Raw genomic sequence first — 16601 nt, 5'->3', positions numbered from 1 at the left:
CTGACTTACAATCAGTCAATCAATCGTCGTGATAGTCATGCGAATCTCTAAAAATCCGGACGTCAGAAGAAGCGAGCTCATCGAGGCTGCTGAAGTACTTTTTCGTGAGCAGGGCTTCAAGCAGACCTCGGTCAGCGACATCGTCAAGAAAGTGGGCGTGGCCCAGGGCACCTTCTACTACTACTTCGAGTCTAAGGACGATGCCCTGAACGCCGTGATCGTCCACTACATCGACAACTACAAGGCAGGACTGGAACGGCTGCTCGGGGACGAGAGCCTTCCCCCTGTGAAGAAGGTCGAGATCATCGTGAACGATGCACTGGGGATGCATACGTGCGACCGGGAGTTCATCGAGTTCCTGCACACGGAGGAAAACCTGGTCACCCACCAGAAGTACATGATCAAGTCTTTCGAGGAGACCATCCCGCTCATGACGAAGATCGTGGAGCAGGGCATCGCAGCCGGCGTGTTCAAGGTCGACTACCCCGAGGAGACCGTGGAAATGGTGGCCTACGCGTTCGGGTACCTGGAGGACGCGCTGTCCCGGTCTCCCGGAGACGCCAAATACCACAGCAGGCTCAGGGCAGCCGAGTGCCTGATCGAGCGGTTGCTGGGTATCGAGAAAGGAACCCTGCACATCGCCCCGTCCGCAGAACGCAGCTTATTCATGACTCACGGCTAACCCCGGAGGCTCAAGCATGTTCAAAGAACTAGGCCAGTTCATCACCCGCCACCCGGTGGCGGTCATCGCCGTCTGGATAGTCATCCTCCTGGCGGCAGTCCCCTTCGCGATCAGCTTCGGCGATCGCCTCTCCTACAACATGGACACCTTCATCCCGGACGACCTGGAGTCGGTCAGGACGGGAGACGTCTACAAGTCTCTCTTCCCCGACACGTCCAAAAGCCAGATCATCGTGGCCGTTGTATCCGACAACAAGACTGCTTCGGCCCTTTTCATCGACGAGCTGAACCAGTCGGTCAGCAACGGATCTGTTAAAAACATAACGGAAACATCGTCGATCTACGACATTCAGCGGGAAGCGCTGGTTAACGCTTCTCCTGAATTGCACACTGGCCTGCACGACCTGTACAACAATACGACCTCGGTTAACGAGGAACTGTACAACGCCACCAATACTGTGGCCAACGCCAGCCGGGACGTGTACTACCTCCGGGACAACGTCACGAAGATCAACAGCGAGCTGTACCTGGCCTGGGGCCAGGCGGCCGGTGCCAGCCAGCAGATGTACGATGCCCGCAAGGGCATAGTCGAGGCCAACACCGGCCTGTATCAGATTAAAGCGGCTCCCGACATGATCTATGGGATACCGCAGAACTTCGTCTCGATCTACAGAGAGGCTAACAGCTCTGGCTTAAATGACTCGGTCAGCAGTCAGACAGCATATAACACAATGAACGGCCAGGTAAGTGGTTCAGCCTCCGGCTACCTTGATGCCTTTTACAGTGCCTGGACAGGTGCAGGCTACAACTCTAACCCCGACTCCCGGGCAAAAGCAGCCATCTCTGCAGTGTTTCCCGGTGTGCTCGACAGTATTACTGATCCTGTTCAGAAAAACATGCTCCAGGCTGCTTACTCCGGGCTCACATATGACACCTATAACGCCGGAGTAAAGGAATTCTGCGTCAACACTGCCATGACAGCCCAGAGCCTGCCTGCCAGCCAGAGACCTCAGCTGGAGGCCGCTTACGATCTGGGACCTAGCCCGTCGGGTGGATCGATCGACTCTCTCGTCCTCGGCTTCGTCACCGCAGGCATGGACGGCGACGCGGCCTCTCAAGTAAGGGAGCTGTACTACCTGGGCAACGACAAGAACCGCATCGGCAGCTACATCGTTGACAAAGCTGTCAGCGCCCAGAACAACTCCACCGTCCAGGATTTGATCCGGGACGCGTGGAACCTCGGCCCCCAGGCCACCAACGAGACCTTCGACAAGTACGTCATCCGCAAGGCCACGGAGGACATGAACGCTTCCGAGACAGCTGACTTCAAGGAGATCTACGGCTGGGGCCCGAACCCGAATGCCACGATCATCCGGGACTACGTGTTCGAGAAGGCAGGCGATGATCTCAATCAGTCTGAGCTGGACTTCATGCACGAGGTCTACGATCTCGGCGAAAATCCGGATAACCGGATGGTAAAGCAGTTCGTGGTGGAAAAGGTCAACGAAGAGCTCAATCTGACAGGCAACCTGTCCTACATGTACGCTCTGCTGGATGTGGACAGGAACACAACCAAGGCGGACGTCGAGGCATTCGCCGAGAACTGGGCGGCCGCCCACGACTACACCAACCCGCAGCTGATGCCAGACTCGGTCGTCAAAAACCTCGCAGCCGGCAACCTGACGCTGTATGTCGTCAGCACTTCCGACAGCGACGACACTGAAGCCGCCATGGACAACGTCGTCGCCATCCGGGCTTGCGTCGACGCACTGGAGAACCGCCCCGAGTACCGCGAAGTCAAGGCATACGTCACCGGCGGAGCCGCCATCAGCTACGACTCCGAAGTGGCGGCCATGGAGGACATAAACAACATCGACCGCATAGCGATCGTCCTGATCCTGGTCCTCCTCGGGCTGTACTTCCGGTCGTTCCTCACCCCGTTCGTGCCGCTGGTAATTATCGGCATAGCCATCGTGATCGCCTTCGGCGGCCTCACGCTGCTGAGCTACACGATGCCCTTATACCAGCTGATCATGACCTTCGTCATGGTGATCATGCTGGGCGCGGGCACGGACTACTGCGTCTTCCTGCTCTCCCGGTACTCCGAGGAGCGGTCGATGGGCGCGGAGCAGAAAGCGGCGATCATCACGGCGGTGGAACATGCCGGCAAGAGCATCGTCTCCAGCGGCACCACGGCCATGATCGGCTTCGGCGCGCTGCTGCTGGTCGACCGGGGCATCTTCGGCGGCATCGGCATCAGCGTGGCCATCGGCATCTTCTGCGCCATCCTGGTCGCGACGACCCTGCTGCCCGCGGTGCTGACGCTCGTGGGGGACCGGCTGTTCTGGCCCCACAAGGTTTACAACTCGGGCAACCGCAGCATCGTCAGGAACGTGTGGTCGAAGATCACCCGGCAGGTCCTCAAACATTCGAAGCTGGTCCTGCTGGCCGCTGTGTTGATCAGCATACCGGCCGTGCTGCTCGTCACCCAGATCTCGCTGGGCAGCGACTTCGTCTCCATGCTCTCCCCGACCATCGAGAGCAAGCAGGGCTTCGACGCGATCAACGCCGCCATGGGCAGCGGCAGCATCGACAACGTCATGATCCTGGCCACCCTGCCCCAGAACGCCACGGACGCCTCGGGCAACTACACCGCCGCCTCGCTCGACACCATAGAGCAACTGTCGGGGGTGATAGCCGGCGTCAAAGGCATCGACAAGGTCAACTCGCCCACCCGGCCCGAAGGCTCGACGATCAACTACCACAACCTGTCCGTCTACTCGATGACCGAGCGGGAGTACTACAAGTCGTACATGAACGAGAGCCTCGGCACCGACAACCAGACCGTAGTCCTGTACGCCTCCTTCAAGGGCTCCCCGTACTCGGAGGAGAACATGCAGTCCATCGACGTGATCAGGGCAGAGCTGGCCGAATACAGCGCCACCACCGGCATCGCCACCATGGTCGGCGGCAGCGTCGCGGGCATGTACGATTACCAGAAGTCGTGTACCAGCAATTACCCTCTCGTGTACCTGGCGGTCTTCGTCGGCATCTTCCTGGTGCTGACCGCAGTGCTGAGATCGGTGTTCACCCCGCTCCGGCTGATCATCACCCTCCTCATGAGCGTGGTCTGGACGCTGGGCGCCTACGTGCTCATCATGCAGGAAACGTTAGGCTACGTCACCTCGTGGATCATCCCCATCTTCCTCTTCTGCGCCCTGATGGGCCTGGGAGTGGACTACGATATCTTCCTGGTGTCGAGAGTCAGGGAAGAGGTGATGAAAGGCAAGACCGACGAGGAAGCGATCGAGACCGCCGTCGAGTCCACCGGCTCGATCATCACCCTGTGCGGCGCAGTCATGGCCTCGGCCTTCGGGTCCATGCTCCTGTCGACCAGCGCTGAGCTCCAGGAGTTCGGGTTCGTGCTGTTCCTGGCCATCATCCTGGACGCTACCGTGATCCGGCTCATGCTGGTACCTGCGATGATGGTGTTGATGAAGAAGTACAACTGGTGGATGCCCTTCATAGGGCATAGTAAAGATAAGCGTCCGTAGCGGCGCTTATCTATCCTTTCTTTTTCTCGGTAAACCACAGAGGGCCACATAGAACTATTCACCACAGAGGCCACGGAGACGCACAGAGATTTTTTTATTTAATCCTCTCTGACCTTTCTACACTCCCCGGCCTCCTCTCTGACCTCTGACCCTCTCTAACCTCCCAGCTTGAAAATCCTCCCCTGCCTCCCGGGAACTCCCCGACCTGTAGCTTTCCGCTCGTCTAATTTTGTTCGTAATAAAGCGAATGATAGACGATAGTTATATACACCTTCATCAAACCCTTGTAGACTGATGGGGTTAACATGGGAGAATTCAGCGACGATATAGTGGCTTCTATAGGGCGAAGCTCCGTACGGAAGAAAATTTTACTATACCTGTATCATACCACCGCGTCCACGATGTACGACATCGCCCAGGACACGAAGACCGCCTACACCAACGCGACCGGGGCCATCGCCGGGTTCGGGAAGAGGTACGGAAAAGAGCGCTCCTTGATCCACCTCGGGCTGGTGCGGATGGAAAAGGGTAACCGGGGGCTTAATGTTTACTCGCTGACGCCGGAGGGGCGCAGGCTGGCCGACGTACTGGATCGGTAAAGGTTCAATGTGAGTGCCCGTGCCATAAATAAGTATAGTCCTTACTGAAACGTTTCGTATGAGTGCCCGTACCATTTACACGAAGTACGCTAAGTACGCGAAGTACTCAAAGTCGGATAAAAGGGGTGACTGCAGGCTGATCTTGTAGTATAACTTCCTGCACATTTGTCATTAACTATAGTTAAGTGGTAACATGTCCTTCATTAAGATAGGTAATGTTCAATATTATGCAATTAAGTATATTTAGTATTTAGTGTCATATTGGTTAAAGTATGGCACATCACAATAATCAAGTCCCAACTTATATAGAGAAGGTGGCATCACAAGTAATACATTCAGCATACCGCATTCACTCGGAATATGGCCCTGGATTACTTGAAAAAGCGTATGAGTATTGCCTTTTTCATGAACTAAATGATCATGCTTTTTACGTAAAATCGCAAGTAGCTTTACCTATCAACCATTATGATCATAAACTGTGTAATGCATATAGAATGGATCTAGTTGTTAATGATTGCGTTGTAGTTGAGATAAAAACCGTAGAATCGCTGCAGCCAATCCACCGATCACAATTGTTAACATACTTACGGGTTGGCGGCTATCATTTAGGGCTATTAATAAACTTTAATGCGATTAGTCTTAAGGATGGAATTAGACGTGTAGTTTACTAATCTCAGATTGGTGTAACTTATGACTAACTGAAAATCCAATGCAGTTCGCCTTTTTATCGTACTTTGAGTACTTCGCGTACCTCGCGTACTTCGTGTAAATGGTACGGGCTCTCGTTTACAAATTTTCATGACTATACTACATATGAAACGTCGGTCGATTTCTTTTAAATCGAGTATGGTCAAATGGAGTTTTGTCTTTCAATGAGCGCCCTAACATCATCCTTCAGGTAATACCTCAGGAACCTCCCGGCCGGCTCGGTGCGGACGATGCCGTCTCTCAACAATTTTTTCAGCTGGACGTGGGCACCACTGTCGGTGATATTGAGGTGGCCGGCGATCTGTTGGATGGTCGTGCCGGGGTTTTCGTGGACGTACGAGATCAAAGCCAGGGCCGTGGGGCGGTTCATGGCAGACAGGATGGTCTTATCCCGCTCGCTATATGTATTAGAATTCTGGAAGAGCCTGACGAACTTGTTCGACCGGACGAGGTTGATCCGATGGGCGGACTGGAGCTGACCGATGTGATACCGGACAGTGCCGAGGTTGAGGTCTTCCCGCCTGGCGATGTCCGCCATGGTGGTGCCGGGGTTGTCCTTGATGTAAGTGTATATCTGGTCTCTGATCTCGTTGTCCCTGGGTGTCCTCAGCTTGCCGAGGATGATCGGCCCGAGCTTGAGGATCAGCGCCAGTGCGGCTGCCGTTATTACGGCTATCTCCGTGACCTGGGTGAGCTGGATCCACAGGGGCAGTTGCCAGAAGGTGATCGTGCCGTCGGCGCCGCTGTCATCGACTATCGCATCGGGAGGGGCATGTTTCATTATGATGTAGTCGCCCTGGCGGGCGATCACGTTGTCCGGGCCGTAGTAGTCGTAAGTATCGTTCTGAGCGGAGGCTGCCGGGAGTGCAATGGCTGTGAAGATAACTAGCGCCAGTAAATAGGGCAAGGGCTTCCATTGCATGAATGTCGTATTATAATCATACGAGATATAAAACTTTGTGATAAAGAATAATTCCCATAGACCGCTTGTTCTTTTCTATAACATATTTTCAAAAGCCTGGTTATATGACGCCCATCGCCTTCAGCACCAGGCAGAACACGAAAAGCGTGGCCATGTACATCAGGGCAAACTTGTCCATGTTCTCGTTGGGATCAAACTTACCGTCATCGTTTGAGAAATATTTCTTCGTTATATTCTCGATCAAGGACAAGGCTGATACACCCGAGTGCCTGTACGATAGCCAAAATTAAAAGCTTTTGCTACTTATTTGCCAAATATAAAAGCATAAGTACGCTTTATTCAGGCGCTATCCGAGTGGTGTGGGCAGAGGGTATCTTTTCACTCGATAAGCAATACGAACGCTGCGCTGTGCTTAACACAAAGGGCACAATGGACACGGAGGACACGAAGGCTACTCAAGGTCACGAAGGATGTGCCCTGACACGACCCCTTTGTGTCCTTAAGAGACCTTTGTGTCCTCCGTGTCCTCCGTGTCCTTCGTGTTAAAGCACAGCGCAGCGTATGCTTCTCCATCATAGCTCTGTCACGGGAGCCCACAATATTCTGTAGCTATGTCCTGATACTCCAACGGGTAATGTTTATATACTATGCACGATGTACAAGATATGTCGTTAATGTATAACTTTGTACATATTGGTGGTGTCTAAACTGAATTTCGACGAGATCATGCAAGCCTGTAAGGCATCCTACAAGCCCTTTGAGGGCACTGTAGCGATGACCAGGCAGCCCGCGAGCCTCGTCGACAGCATCGCCACGGCAAAGAAGGACGGCAGGCGGCCGGTGATCGCGGAGATCAAGCCCGCGTCGCCCACGGCAGGCGCCATCAGGACGGTCGGCAACCCGGCGGAGATCGCGAAACAATACGCCGGAGCCGGAGCCTGTGGCGTCTCGGTGCTGACAGAGCCCAAGTATTTCGGCGGCTCGCTCGCTAATCTACAATCTGCAGCCGGGGTTAGTGTGCCCGTGCTGCGCAAGGACTTTCTGTTCGACCTCTCCCAGGTAAAAGAATCATATTATTATGGTGCCGACACCCTGCTGCTGATCTCGTCTTTCTTCTCTGCCGATTCTCTCGCCGCCATGATCGCCGAATGCCGGCGGTACGGCATGGAGCCGCTGGTCGAAGTGCACGACCGGGACGACATCGAGCGCTCCGCATCGGCCGGCTCCAGGCTGTACGCGGTCAACAACCGGGACCGCCATACTCTGAAGATCGACCTCCGGCGCACGCAGGAGCTCGCACCTTTAATTGATGGCACCGTCGTCAGCGCGTCCGGTGTCTATACCGTCGATCAGCTTAAGTTTGTTCTCTCATACTCCGACGCCGCCCTCGTGGGCACCGCGTTAATGAGCGCTGAGCACCCTGGTGCAGCGCTCCAGAACCTGATCTGGTGATCTGCTATGCTTATTGAGGAAATCGTTACCCGGCGGGCTAAGCCCGCGCTTATGGTTCCCGTCGTGGAGGCCCTCGAGCTGGACTTAGATCCGCTCGACGCATTCGTCAGGCTGTCCGCGCCCGGCAGCCGCTCGTTCTTATTCGAGTCGGCGGAGATCGGCGGCAAGTCGGCCCGCTACTCGTTCGTGGGCAGCGGAGCCACAGCAATCGTGGTGAAAGACGGCCGCATCACCGTCAGTGGCTCGGAAGTCAAGGCCGAAAAAGGCCCGGTGGCTTTCCTCAAGGATTTCATGGCCGGCTACAAGCAGCAGGCCCCAGTATACGTCCGGAAGGAGTCCTTCAGCGGAGAAAACCCGCCTCTGCCCCCGTTCTCCGGCGGGCTGGCCGGGTACATCTCCTACGACTTCGTCCGGTACGTGGACCCGATCGGCAGCACTGCAGAAGATGACCTGAACTGCCCTGACGTCGAACTGCTCTTCGTGCAGGATTTAGTGGTCTTCGACCACGTGAGGCAGAAGAAGCTGCTCATCGCGAACGCCGAGGGCCTGGACGACGTGGCCATCATGCAGGCACGGGAGCGGCTTCGGTCCATGGAGGACAAGCTAGCGCATCCTGCCAGCCTCGTCACGAAGCAGCCCGCTGCCCGAAAGCCGTTCGTAGTGAAATGCCCCACTTCAAAAGAGCAGTACATGAAGATGGTGGAGCGGAGCAAGGAGTACATCCTGGACGGCGACGCCTTCCAGATCGTGCTCTCTCAGCGGCAGGAAGTCGAGACCGACGTAGACCACGTCGTCCTCTACAGGCACCTGAAGCAGATCAACCCGTCCCCGTACATGTACTTCCTGGAGTTCGGCGACATCTCCGTAGTAGGCTCCAGCCCGGAAATCCTTGTCAGGCTGCAGGACAGGAAGGTCATCGTCAGGCCTATCGCAGGTACCAGGCCCCGGGGTAAGACTGATGAGGAGGATAAGAAGCTGGAGGTAGAGATGAAGGCCGATCCAAAAGAAGTAGCGGAGCACGTGATGCTCGTCGACCTGGGCAGGAACGACGTGGGCAAGGTCTCGAAGTTCGGCTCGGTCAAGGTGGACGACTTCATGGGCGTGGAGAAGTACTCCCACGTCCAGCACATCGTGTCCAACGTGGTCGGCGACCTCGCCGAGGGCAAGGATGCGGTAGACACACTGGCAGCCACCTTCCCGGCTGGCACAGTGTCGGGAGCCCCGAAGACGAGGGCCATGCAGATCATCGAAGAACTCGAGGGCCGGCGCAGGGGCCTGTATGCTGGTTGCGTCGGGTACATCTCGTTCAACGGCAACACGGACATGGCCATCACCATCCGCACCATAGTGCTGAAAGGCGGGAAAGCATATGTGCAGGCAGGCGCAGGCATCGTACTGGACTCGGTGCCCGAGAACGAGTACTACGAGGCGATGAACAAGGGCGCCGCCATGCTCCGGGCGCTCGAGACCGCCGCCGGAGGGAAGTAATCATGAAAGTAGTGATTGTCGATAACGTGGACTCCTTCGTCTACAACTTATACCAGTACGTGGGCGAACTCGGCGCCGACCCGGTGGTCGTGCCGAACACGATTACGGTCGAAGAGATCGAGGCGCTGGAGCCGGATCGGATCATCCTCAGCCCCGGCCCGGGCAAGCCTGAAGACGCCGGCAACTGCGTGGACATCATCAAACAGCTCGGCACCCGGATACCGACTCTCGGCGTGTGCCTCGGCCACCAGTGCATCGGCATCGCCTACGGTGGCACTGTCTCAAGAGCTCCGGCTGCGATGCACGGCAAGACCAGCCATATCACCCACGATGGCACCGGCATCTACAGCACCCTCACCGGGCCGATCAAGGCGACCCGGTACCACTCGCTGACGATCAAGCAGCAGGGGCTCCCGGAATGCCTGAAGATCACCGCCTCCGCCGAGGGCGACGGGGAGATCATGGGGGTCCGGCATAAGGAATACCCCATCGAGGGTGTGCAGTTTCACCCCGAGTCCATCCTGACCGGAGACGGGAAGAAGATGATGCTCAACTTCCTGTACGGCGGCACCATGAAGGACTACATCGAGAAGCTCGTCGAGGGCACCGACCTCAACCCGGCAGAAGCCACAGACGCGATGAGGCTGATCATGGCCGGCAAAGCGACGCCTGCGCAGATCGGCAGCTTTCTGACAGCAATGAGGGTCAAGGGCGAGTCCATATCGGACATCACCTCGTTTGCCCTCGCCATGCGGGAGTTCGCCACCAGGATCAACCCGAAAACCGAGCGTCCGATCGTGGACATGTGCGGCACCGGCGGGGACACGATCAAGACCTTCAACATCAGCACGATATCCTCTTTCGTCGTCGCAGGGGCTGGAGTCCCGGTGGCCAAGCACGGCAACCGGTCCGTCACCTCCAAGTCGGGCAGCGCCGATATCCTGGAAGCGCTGGGTGCGAAGATCGACGGTAAGCCTGCCGACGTGCAGAACTCTATCGAGTCGATCGGCTTCGGCTTCATGTTCGCCCCGGTCTTCCATGGGTCCATGAAGCACGCTATCGGGCCGAGAAAAGAGGTGGGCATCAGGACGGTCTTCAACCTGCTCGGCCCTCTCACGAATCCGGCCTCGGCGAAGGCCCAGCTGGTCGGAGTATACGATCCGAAGTTAGTAGTCCCTGTGGCTAAAGTGCTCCGCAACTTAGGCACCGAACGAGGCATGGTGGTCCACGGGATAGGCGGCCTGGACGAGGTCTCCACCTTCGGGCGCACCCTCGTGGCGGAGATCAAGGACGACAAGGTCACCACCTACGAGATCAGCCCCGGGGACTTCGGGCTTACCCAGGTGCATCCTCAGGACCTGAAAGGGGGCAACGCCACGGAGAATGCACAGCTGGCTTACAGGCTGCTCCGAGACCTGGAGAAAGGCCCGAAGCGGGACATAGTGCTGCTGAATGCTGCCTGCGGCATATACGTGGGCGGCGCTGCACCGTCCATAAAAGAGGCGTTACAGCTCGCCGCTGACTCCATCGACTCGGGCAGGGCGCTGGCAGTCATGCTGCGATATATCGAGCTCTCAAAGGAGGTCGCTGCGTGACTCGCGTAAAGATCTGCGGCACAACCACGCCCGAAGATGCGCTCGCATGTGCCGTATCAGGCGCCGACGCGATTGGAATGCTGGTCGACGTCCGGATTTCGCCGAGGTGCATCACCGCCGACCAGGCGAAGCTGATCACTTCAGTGCTGCCGCCTTTCGTGACAAGCGTGATCGTGATGCAGCCGTCGACACCCGGGGAGGTGGTCGACGCGGTCAGAAAAATCCGGCCTTCGGCGGTCCAGTTACACGGCAGCGAGCAGCCTGAAGTCCTCCGGCACATCAAGCTGCAGGTGCCCGGCGTCAGGCTGATCAAGACCATTCACGTGGGCGAAGGGGGCGAGATCGAGAAGGCCCGCCAGTACGAGGGCGTTGCGGACGCCATCCTCCTGGACACGGCGTCTCCCCGGGGCGGCGGCATGGGGATCACCCACGACTGGCGGGTGTCCCGGGAGATCATTGAAGCGGTCAGACTGCCGGTCATTCTGGCCGGAGGCCTGGGACCGCAGAACGTGGCCGAGGCAATTAGGACGGCGAAGCCGTACGCGGTCGACGTGTGCAGCGGAGTGGAAGCGGAGAAGAGGAAGAAAGACATCCGGCTGGTCCGGGAGTTCCTCGAGCAGGCAAGGCAAGGCTAGGGTAATGGACATGACAGAGGGAAGATACGGAGAATACGGCGGCACCTACGTGCCGGAGATGCTGGTGCCGGCGCTGAAAGACGTCGACGCGGGCTACAAAAGATACAAGAACGACCCGGCGTTCCGGGAAGAGCTGAACGCTTACATGAAGGAGTTCGTGGGGAGGCCCACGCCGCTTACGAAGTCCAGAAACATGAGCCGGAAGTACGGCTTTACTCTCTATCTGAAGAGAGAGGACCAGGCGTTCACCGGCGCCCACAAGATCAACAACACTATCGGTCAGGCACTGCTGGCAAAGCGGATGGGCAAGACCAGACTGATCGCCGAGACCGGGGCCGGCCAGCACGGCGTGGCCACAGCCACTGCAGCACGAGCGCTGGGCATGAAGTGTACGATCTACATGGGCGAAGTCGACATCGAGCGGCAGAAGATGAACGTGTTCAGGATGCGGCTGCTCGGTGCGGAAGTTATCTCTGTCAAGAACGGCACATGCACTTTAAAAGACGCCATCAGCGAGGCCATGCGCTCCTGGGTCACCTGTCTCGATGACACGCATTACCTGTTCGGCACCGCCTATGGCCCCCACCCATACCCTGCGATGGTCAAGGACTTCCAGGGCGTCATCGGCAAAGAGGCCAGAGAGCAGGTGCTCACCCAGGAAGGAAAGCTGCCGGACGCAGTCGTCGCCTGCGTGGGCGGAGGCAGCAACGCCATAGGCATCTTCTCCGGATTCATAACCGATGAGAGCGTCCGCCTGATCGGCGTCGAGGCCGGCGGTTGCGGCATAGAGAGCGGCAAGCACGCGGCGCGGTTCCAGACTGGCACCAAAGGCGTGCTGCACGGCTCCTACACGTACGTGCTGCAGGACAAATACGGCCAGATCCAGGACACCCACAGCGTCTCCGCGGGCCTGGACTATGCCGCCGTGGGCCCCGAGCACGCGCTGCTCCGGGACGCCAAAAGGGCGGAGTACAGCTACTGCACGGACGACGAGGCGCTGTTCGGCTTCCAGGAGCTGGGCATGGTAGAAGGCATCCTGCCAGCGCTGGAATCGTCCCACGCAGTGGGCTACGTGATTAAAAACAGAAAGCAGTTCCAGGGCCAGACGGTCATCGTCAACCTGTCCGGCAGGGGAGACAAGGACGTGTACACTGTCGCAAAGTGCATGGGGGTCGATATCTGATGACGTCGAGAATAAATATGAAGCTCTCCGAGAAGTTCGCCGAGCTGCGCCGCAACGAGGAAGGCGCGCTCGTCGCCTATATCACCCTGGGCGATCCCTCCCCGGTAGAATCGCTAGCCATCGCCCAGTCGCTCATCGACTCCGGCGCAGTGGACGTCTTAGAGCTGGGCGTGCCCTTCTCCGACCCCATCGCTGACGGGCCGGTCATCCAGAACGCTGTCGACCGAGCCCTGAGGGCTGGCATGAACACCGATCTCGCCTTCGAGATCTCGGCGCAGCTGGACAAGAAAGTACCTATTGTGTACCTGACGTACTACAACATCGTCCTCCAGTACGGGATCAAGAGATTCTTCGAAGCGTGCCAAAAATCGGGCATTGTCGGCGTGATCATCGCCGATCTCCCCTACGAGGAAGGCGCAGAAGTCCGGCAGGCTTGCGCAGACAACGATGTAGATTACATCCATATCGTCACACCAAATACGAACGCGGAGCGCATGCGAATGATCTTAGCCGAATCGGCCGGCTTCGCCTACCTCGTCTCCACCAGGGGCGTCACCGGCAAGCGAGCCAGCCTCTCGACAGGCATCAAGGAGGTTCTCGACCGGGCGAAAGCAGCCGCAGGAGAAACCCCTGTCGCAGTCGGCTTCGGCATTTCCGGCCCCGACCACGTGGCCGACATCATCTCCATGGGCGCCGACGGCGCCATCGTCGGCAGCGCCATCGTGGACCTGATCGCCAAGGGTGCCACCACCGAGGAATTGCAGGCGTATGTCCGCAGCCTCAAACAGGCTACCAGAGCCGTCAAGGCCGTCGTGGAATGAACCACGGAGGCCACGGCTCTTTATCTCAACAACTGGAAACAGATGTTCTAACCACGGCGGCACGGTGACACGGAGACAATGCTGGAAACGACTGCTGGATGGTTGTTTTAACCCTGGCGGCACGGCGACACAGAGACAACCGTACCCGAATAACAAGGCTCCTTATTTATTGATCCACGGCGGCACGGCGGGCTGATAGCACGGAGACTAATGTGTTTAAATATCCGAGTGCCGGGGGGTCTGGCAGGTTTCATCGAGGGTATATAAGCTTATGGATATGCGATCAAAATCAGGCTAAGCGATCGGTAATCGAGCAGCTTTTTAGTTCATGCACTGTCTTGGTGTCGCCGTGGACTGGAAAGGAGTTCACTTTTACCGGTTCACGAAAGTCTTTGTGTCGCCGTGCCGCCGTGGTTTTATTTACCATCCAGCTGGTCGTGGATCGCCTTGTCTTTGTGTCGCTGTGCCGCCGTGGTTTAAAAACTTGATCTACAATTGCCCGGATAAAGAGCTGTGCCGCCGTGGTTCAAACTCCCTGCACTATTGATGAGAAAATAGTAGGGCCCGCCATTGGGCGAGCCCATAATCTCTGGCCTACTGGAATACCACGAGTACTCTGTCCATGGTGCCGCCGGACTGCTGGGTGATCAGGAAGGCCTGACCCGGGCTGCCGGTGAACGAGTACATCTGCATGGCGCCGCCAGGACCTACGACGACTCCGCCGCCGGTGCCGCCAATGGTGGTGCCTGCTCCGGCTCCGACTCCTGCTCCAGCACCTGCTCCGGCTCCTGCGCCGGGTACCTGGACGCCTACCCCTACTCCGGGGCCGACTCCAACACCGCCGGTGCCTGCATATGCGCCCGCGCCTACGAAGCCTCCGGGCCCGAAGACGATCATGTTAGTGGGTCCCGTGCCGGTGGCGATCTGCGGTGGCTGGCCTGTGGTGGCCGTGACGTAGACGTTCGTGCCCGCGGGTACGTTGACCACTCTGACGCCCTGCTGCTGGAGGCTTGTCACGTCCTGCGGGTTGACCGAGGTCATCGAGTACATGAAGCCGCTCCCCAGCGAGAAGGTCTGGGTGGTTCCTCCGCCTGTGCCGCCCACGCTGACGAACTGGCCGCCGCCTCCCGTTGTGGAGGTGCCTGCTCCCGCGCCTGCGTAGCTTTGAAATGCCATGACTGCCGCGGGCAGTGCCAGTGCTAAAAGCAGCACGGCGGTAGCCAGGACTATTATTTTGTGAATGCTCTTCGTTTCCAACTCCCCCTTGCAGTGTGAAGGTTCCGCGTGCGGGGGTAAAAATGTGGATGAGGCCAATGACGAAAATAAGGGGTGAGAGCGGAATTTGTGCCGTTCCGGTACCGGATTCAGTGCGGATGCAGTTCCTCTACGGTGTTGTCTTCCCAAGAGGACAGGTATACTGCTGCGCCCTCGCCGGTGCTGCCCGACAGCCTGCTCTTTTCCTTGACCGTATAGTTCAGCGGTATGGGACATGAGACGCTGCCCGCGTCCGACGTGGCGTTCAGCGTGAAGTTCTTTCCTGGCAGGTTTTCATCGGCTGGCGCCGGGTTTATATCCTCTGTCGTCGACTAACAGATCGGGCATGTTCAAATCGCTGAAGGGCTGGCTGTCCGGAAAGGACGATCCCATGGATGCCGTTGTCAGGGAGGCTATCGCCGACGATCGGGTTTGTGTAGCCCTGAGGCTGGTACTGGAGAACCCGGGCATCTCCCGGGAGACGCTGGGGGAAAGGGCCGGGTTTGGGCCGGCCGTGGCGGGGCAGTGTGTGGAGAGACTCATCGCAGATCGGCTGATCGAAAAGGCTGGCGGGGCCGGCTATTCTGTGGCAGAATCTGCCCGGCCGGCGGTGATCAAGTATCTGCCGCTAAACTACCAGTGCCCGGGGCTTCTCCGCTGACGCCCGTGGCCGGCAGCAGCACCTCGAACCTGCATCCCCGGACGTAACCGCCCTCAGTGCGGTCTTCTCCGGAGATTCTCCCGCTGCACGCCTCGATCACCGCTTTTACGAGGTGCAGCCCGGGACCCTTGAGGCTTCCGGTGATCTGCCCGGTTTTCCTCGGGCCGAACAGCCTGCCTTTGTATTCTTCCGGCAGGCCCGGTCCCTGGTTATCTATGGTCACCCGGTAATGCTTCGTGTCGTTTTCGCCGAACGGTGATAGTTCGATGTCGATCTTGACGGGGTCGGAGGAGAGGCTGATGGCGGTCTCTATAATGACGGTGAAGGCTTCGATCAGCAAGTCCGCGCCCATGACCCGGGCTCCCGGCTGCGGCCGGTACCTGAGCTCAGCATCACCTTGCTTCCTGCATTGCTCTATGGCTGTCGTGACAACTGCGTCGAGATCGAGGACCTTCAGTCCCAGGCTTCCCAATTTGATACGCCTGGTACTCTTCAGGTAACTGATCAGCCTAGCGGTTGTCTCTATAGCTTTCCGGGGCTTTTCGATCAGCTCCTTTTCCCCGGCATCGAGGTCCAGCTTCATCTCAGCCAGCTCGAGGTAGCCGAGGGCGATGTGGTCGAGGTTGGCGATGTCGTGGCTTATCGTGTCGAAGTAGAGGTCGGCGTCTTCTCTCGCCTGCCTGAGCTCTGCATCCCGGGCCTGAAGCTCTGACTCAAGCCGGGTGATCCTGGCATCTGTCGATTTGTCTGGCTGCGAGTCTCGTAAAATGGTCCTGGCGATTGAGCGATCCTGTGCGGCAACTACCGCCAGGGCGATAACAAAAGCGCCGGCAAACAAGATGCCGGCGACGGCTAACTGTAAAATCTCCGGGGGAGGTAAGAGAACCACTGGCAGGCTATCTGCAGGTCTCATGAGCGGGGTGTGAGCCCGCCACCCGATGCCTGCGTCCAAAAGCAGGCGGGTATCGATTGCCGGTACCGACGCAATCGAAGGCGCCAGTGCCGACAGGTTTGCCGGGAACACCGCCGATACACTCCGAAGCCTGCC

At 57.9% G+C, this 16601-nt stretch carries 15 protein-coding genes; 11 read left to right on the top strand and 4 right to left on the bottom strand.

Going from position 1 to position 16601, the window contains the following annotated elements:
* Window positions 1-37 precede the first annotated feature (37 nt).
* The 4 genes from ACPLPM_RS00290 (at window position 38) to ACPLPM_RS00275 (ending at window position 5505) form a co-directional block, all read left to right on the top strand.
* A complete protein-coding gene (locus ACPLPM_RS00290; RefSeq protein WP_424358235.1) occupies window positions 38-682 on the top strand; it encodes a TetR/AcrR family transcriptional regulator in 645 nt (214 codons plus the stop codon).
* 16 nt (window positions 683-698) lie between these two features.
* Window positions 699-4235 carry an efflux RND transporter permease subunit gene (locus ACPLPM_RS00285; protein ID WP_424358234.1) on the top strand — a complete coding sequence of 1179 codons (3537 nt, stop codon included), beginning with the start codon at window positions 699-701 and terminating at the stop codon, window positions 4233-4235.
* Window positions 4236-4540: 305 nt separating this feature from the next.
* Entirely contained in the window at window positions 4541-4834 is a 294-nt protein-coding gene (locus ACPLPM_RS00280) for a putative transcriptional regulator (protein ID WP_424358233.1), read from the top strand.
* 272 nt (window positions 4835-5106) lie between these two features.
* On the top strand, window positions 5107-5505 hold the full coding sequence (locus ACPLPM_RS00275) for a GxxExxY protein (protein WP_424358232.1): 399 nt from the start codon (window positions 5107-5109) through the stop codon (window positions 5503-5505).
* Between the two features lie 179 nt (window positions 5506-5684).
* On the opposite strand, the gene ACPLPM_RS00270 is transcribed toward ACPLPM_RS00275, so the two are convergent.
* Together ACPLPM_RS00270 and ACPLPM_RS00265 are read right to left on the bottom strand one after the other, a co-directional pair.
* Entirely contained in the window at window positions 5685-6464 is a 780-nt protein-coding gene (locus tag ACPLPM_RS00270; RefSeq protein ID WP_424358231.1) for a winged helix-turn-helix transcriptional regulator, read from the bottom strand.
* A 100-nt stretch (window positions 6465-6564) separates the two neighbouring features.
* Entirely contained in the window at window positions 6565-6708 is a 144-nt protein-coding gene (locus ACPLPM_RS00265) for a hypothetical protein (protein ID WP_424358230.1), read from the bottom strand.
* A 455-nt stretch (window positions 6709-7163) separates the two neighbouring features.
* On the opposite strand from ACPLPM_RS00265, the gene ACPLPM_RS00260 reads away from it, so the two are divergent.
* From ACPLPM_RS00260 to trpA, 6 genes are read left to right on the top strand one after another with little or no spacing between them, the layout of a single operon-like run.
* Window positions 7164-7916, top strand: a complete 753-nt coding sequence (locus tag ACPLPM_RS00260) for an indole-3-glycerol-phosphate synthase (protein WP_424358229.1) — start codon at window positions 7164-7166, stop codon at window positions 7914-7916.
* Window positions 7917-7922: 6 nt separating this feature from the next.
* On the top strand, window positions 7923-9404 hold the full coding sequence (gene trpE, locus ACPLPM_RS00255) for an anthranilate synthase component I (RefSeq protein WP_424358228.1): 1482 nt from the start codon (window positions 7923-7925) through the stop codon (window positions 9402-9404).
* 2 nt (window positions 9405-9406) lie between these two features.
* The gene (locus tag ACPLPM_RS00250) at window positions 9407-10999 is read left to right on the top strand and encodes a bifunctional anthranilate synthase component II/anthranilate phosphoribosyltransferase (RefSeq protein ID WP_424358227.1); all 1593 of its coding nucleotides are present in this window, start codon (window positions 9407-9409) and stop codon (window positions 10997-10999) included.
* Window positions 10996-11634: a phosphoribosylanthranilate isomerase gene (locus ACPLPM_RS00245; protein ID WP_424358226.1), complete on the top strand. Its 639-nt coding sequence runs from the start codon at window positions 10996-10998 to the stop codon at window positions 11632-11634. The genes ACPLPM_RS00250 and ACPLPM_RS00245 overlap by 4 nt, the downstream gene beginning before the upstream one ends.
* Before the next feature lie 10 nt (window positions 11635-11644).
* Entirely contained in the window at window positions 11645-12817 is a 1173-nt protein-coding gene (trpB, locus tag ACPLPM_RS00240) for a tryptophan synthase subunit beta (protein ID WP_424358225.1), read from the top strand.
* Window positions 12817-13638, top strand: coding sequence for a tryptophan synthase subunit alpha (gene trpA, locus ACPLPM_RS00235; protein ID WP_424358224.1), 822 nt, complete (start codon window positions 12817-12819; stop codon window positions 13636-13638). The genes trpB and trpA overlap by 1 nt, the downstream gene beginning before the upstream one ends.
* 594 nt (window positions 13639-14232) lie before the next feature.
* Here trpA and ACPLPM_RS00230 read toward each other — a convergent pair.
* Window positions 14233-14895 (bottom strand): hypothetical protein, encoded by a 663-nt coding sequence (locus tag ACPLPM_RS00230; RefSeq protein WP_424358223.1) that lies wholly within the window; start codon window positions 14893-14895, stop codon window positions 14233-14235.
* 343 nt (window positions 14896-15238) lie between these two features.
* Between ACPLPM_RS00230 and ACPLPM_RS00225 the strand changes: the two genes are divergently transcribed.
* A complete protein-coding gene (locus ACPLPM_RS00225) occupies window positions 15239-15553 on the top strand; it encodes a hypothetical protein (protein WP_424358222.1) in 315 nt (104 codons plus the stop codon).
* Here ACPLPM_RS00225 and ACPLPM_RS00220 read toward each other — a convergent pair.
* Window positions 15507-16577, bottom strand: a complete 1071-nt coding sequence (locus ACPLPM_RS00220) for a sensor histidine kinase (RefSeq protein ID WP_424358221.1) — start codon at window positions 16575-16577, stop codon at window positions 15507-15509. The genes ACPLPM_RS00225 and ACPLPM_RS00220 overlap by 47 nt on opposite strands.
* Window positions 16578-16601 lie beyond the last annotated feature (24 nt).

This window comes from Methanocella sp. MCL-LM, assembly GCF_049676595.1.
Classification (GTDB): domain Archaea; phylum Halobacteriota; class Methanocellia; order Methanocellales; family Methanocellaceae; genus Methanocella_A.
Note: the sequence above shows the minus strand (reverse complement) of the source record. Positions and strands in the feature narration are given on the sequence as shown.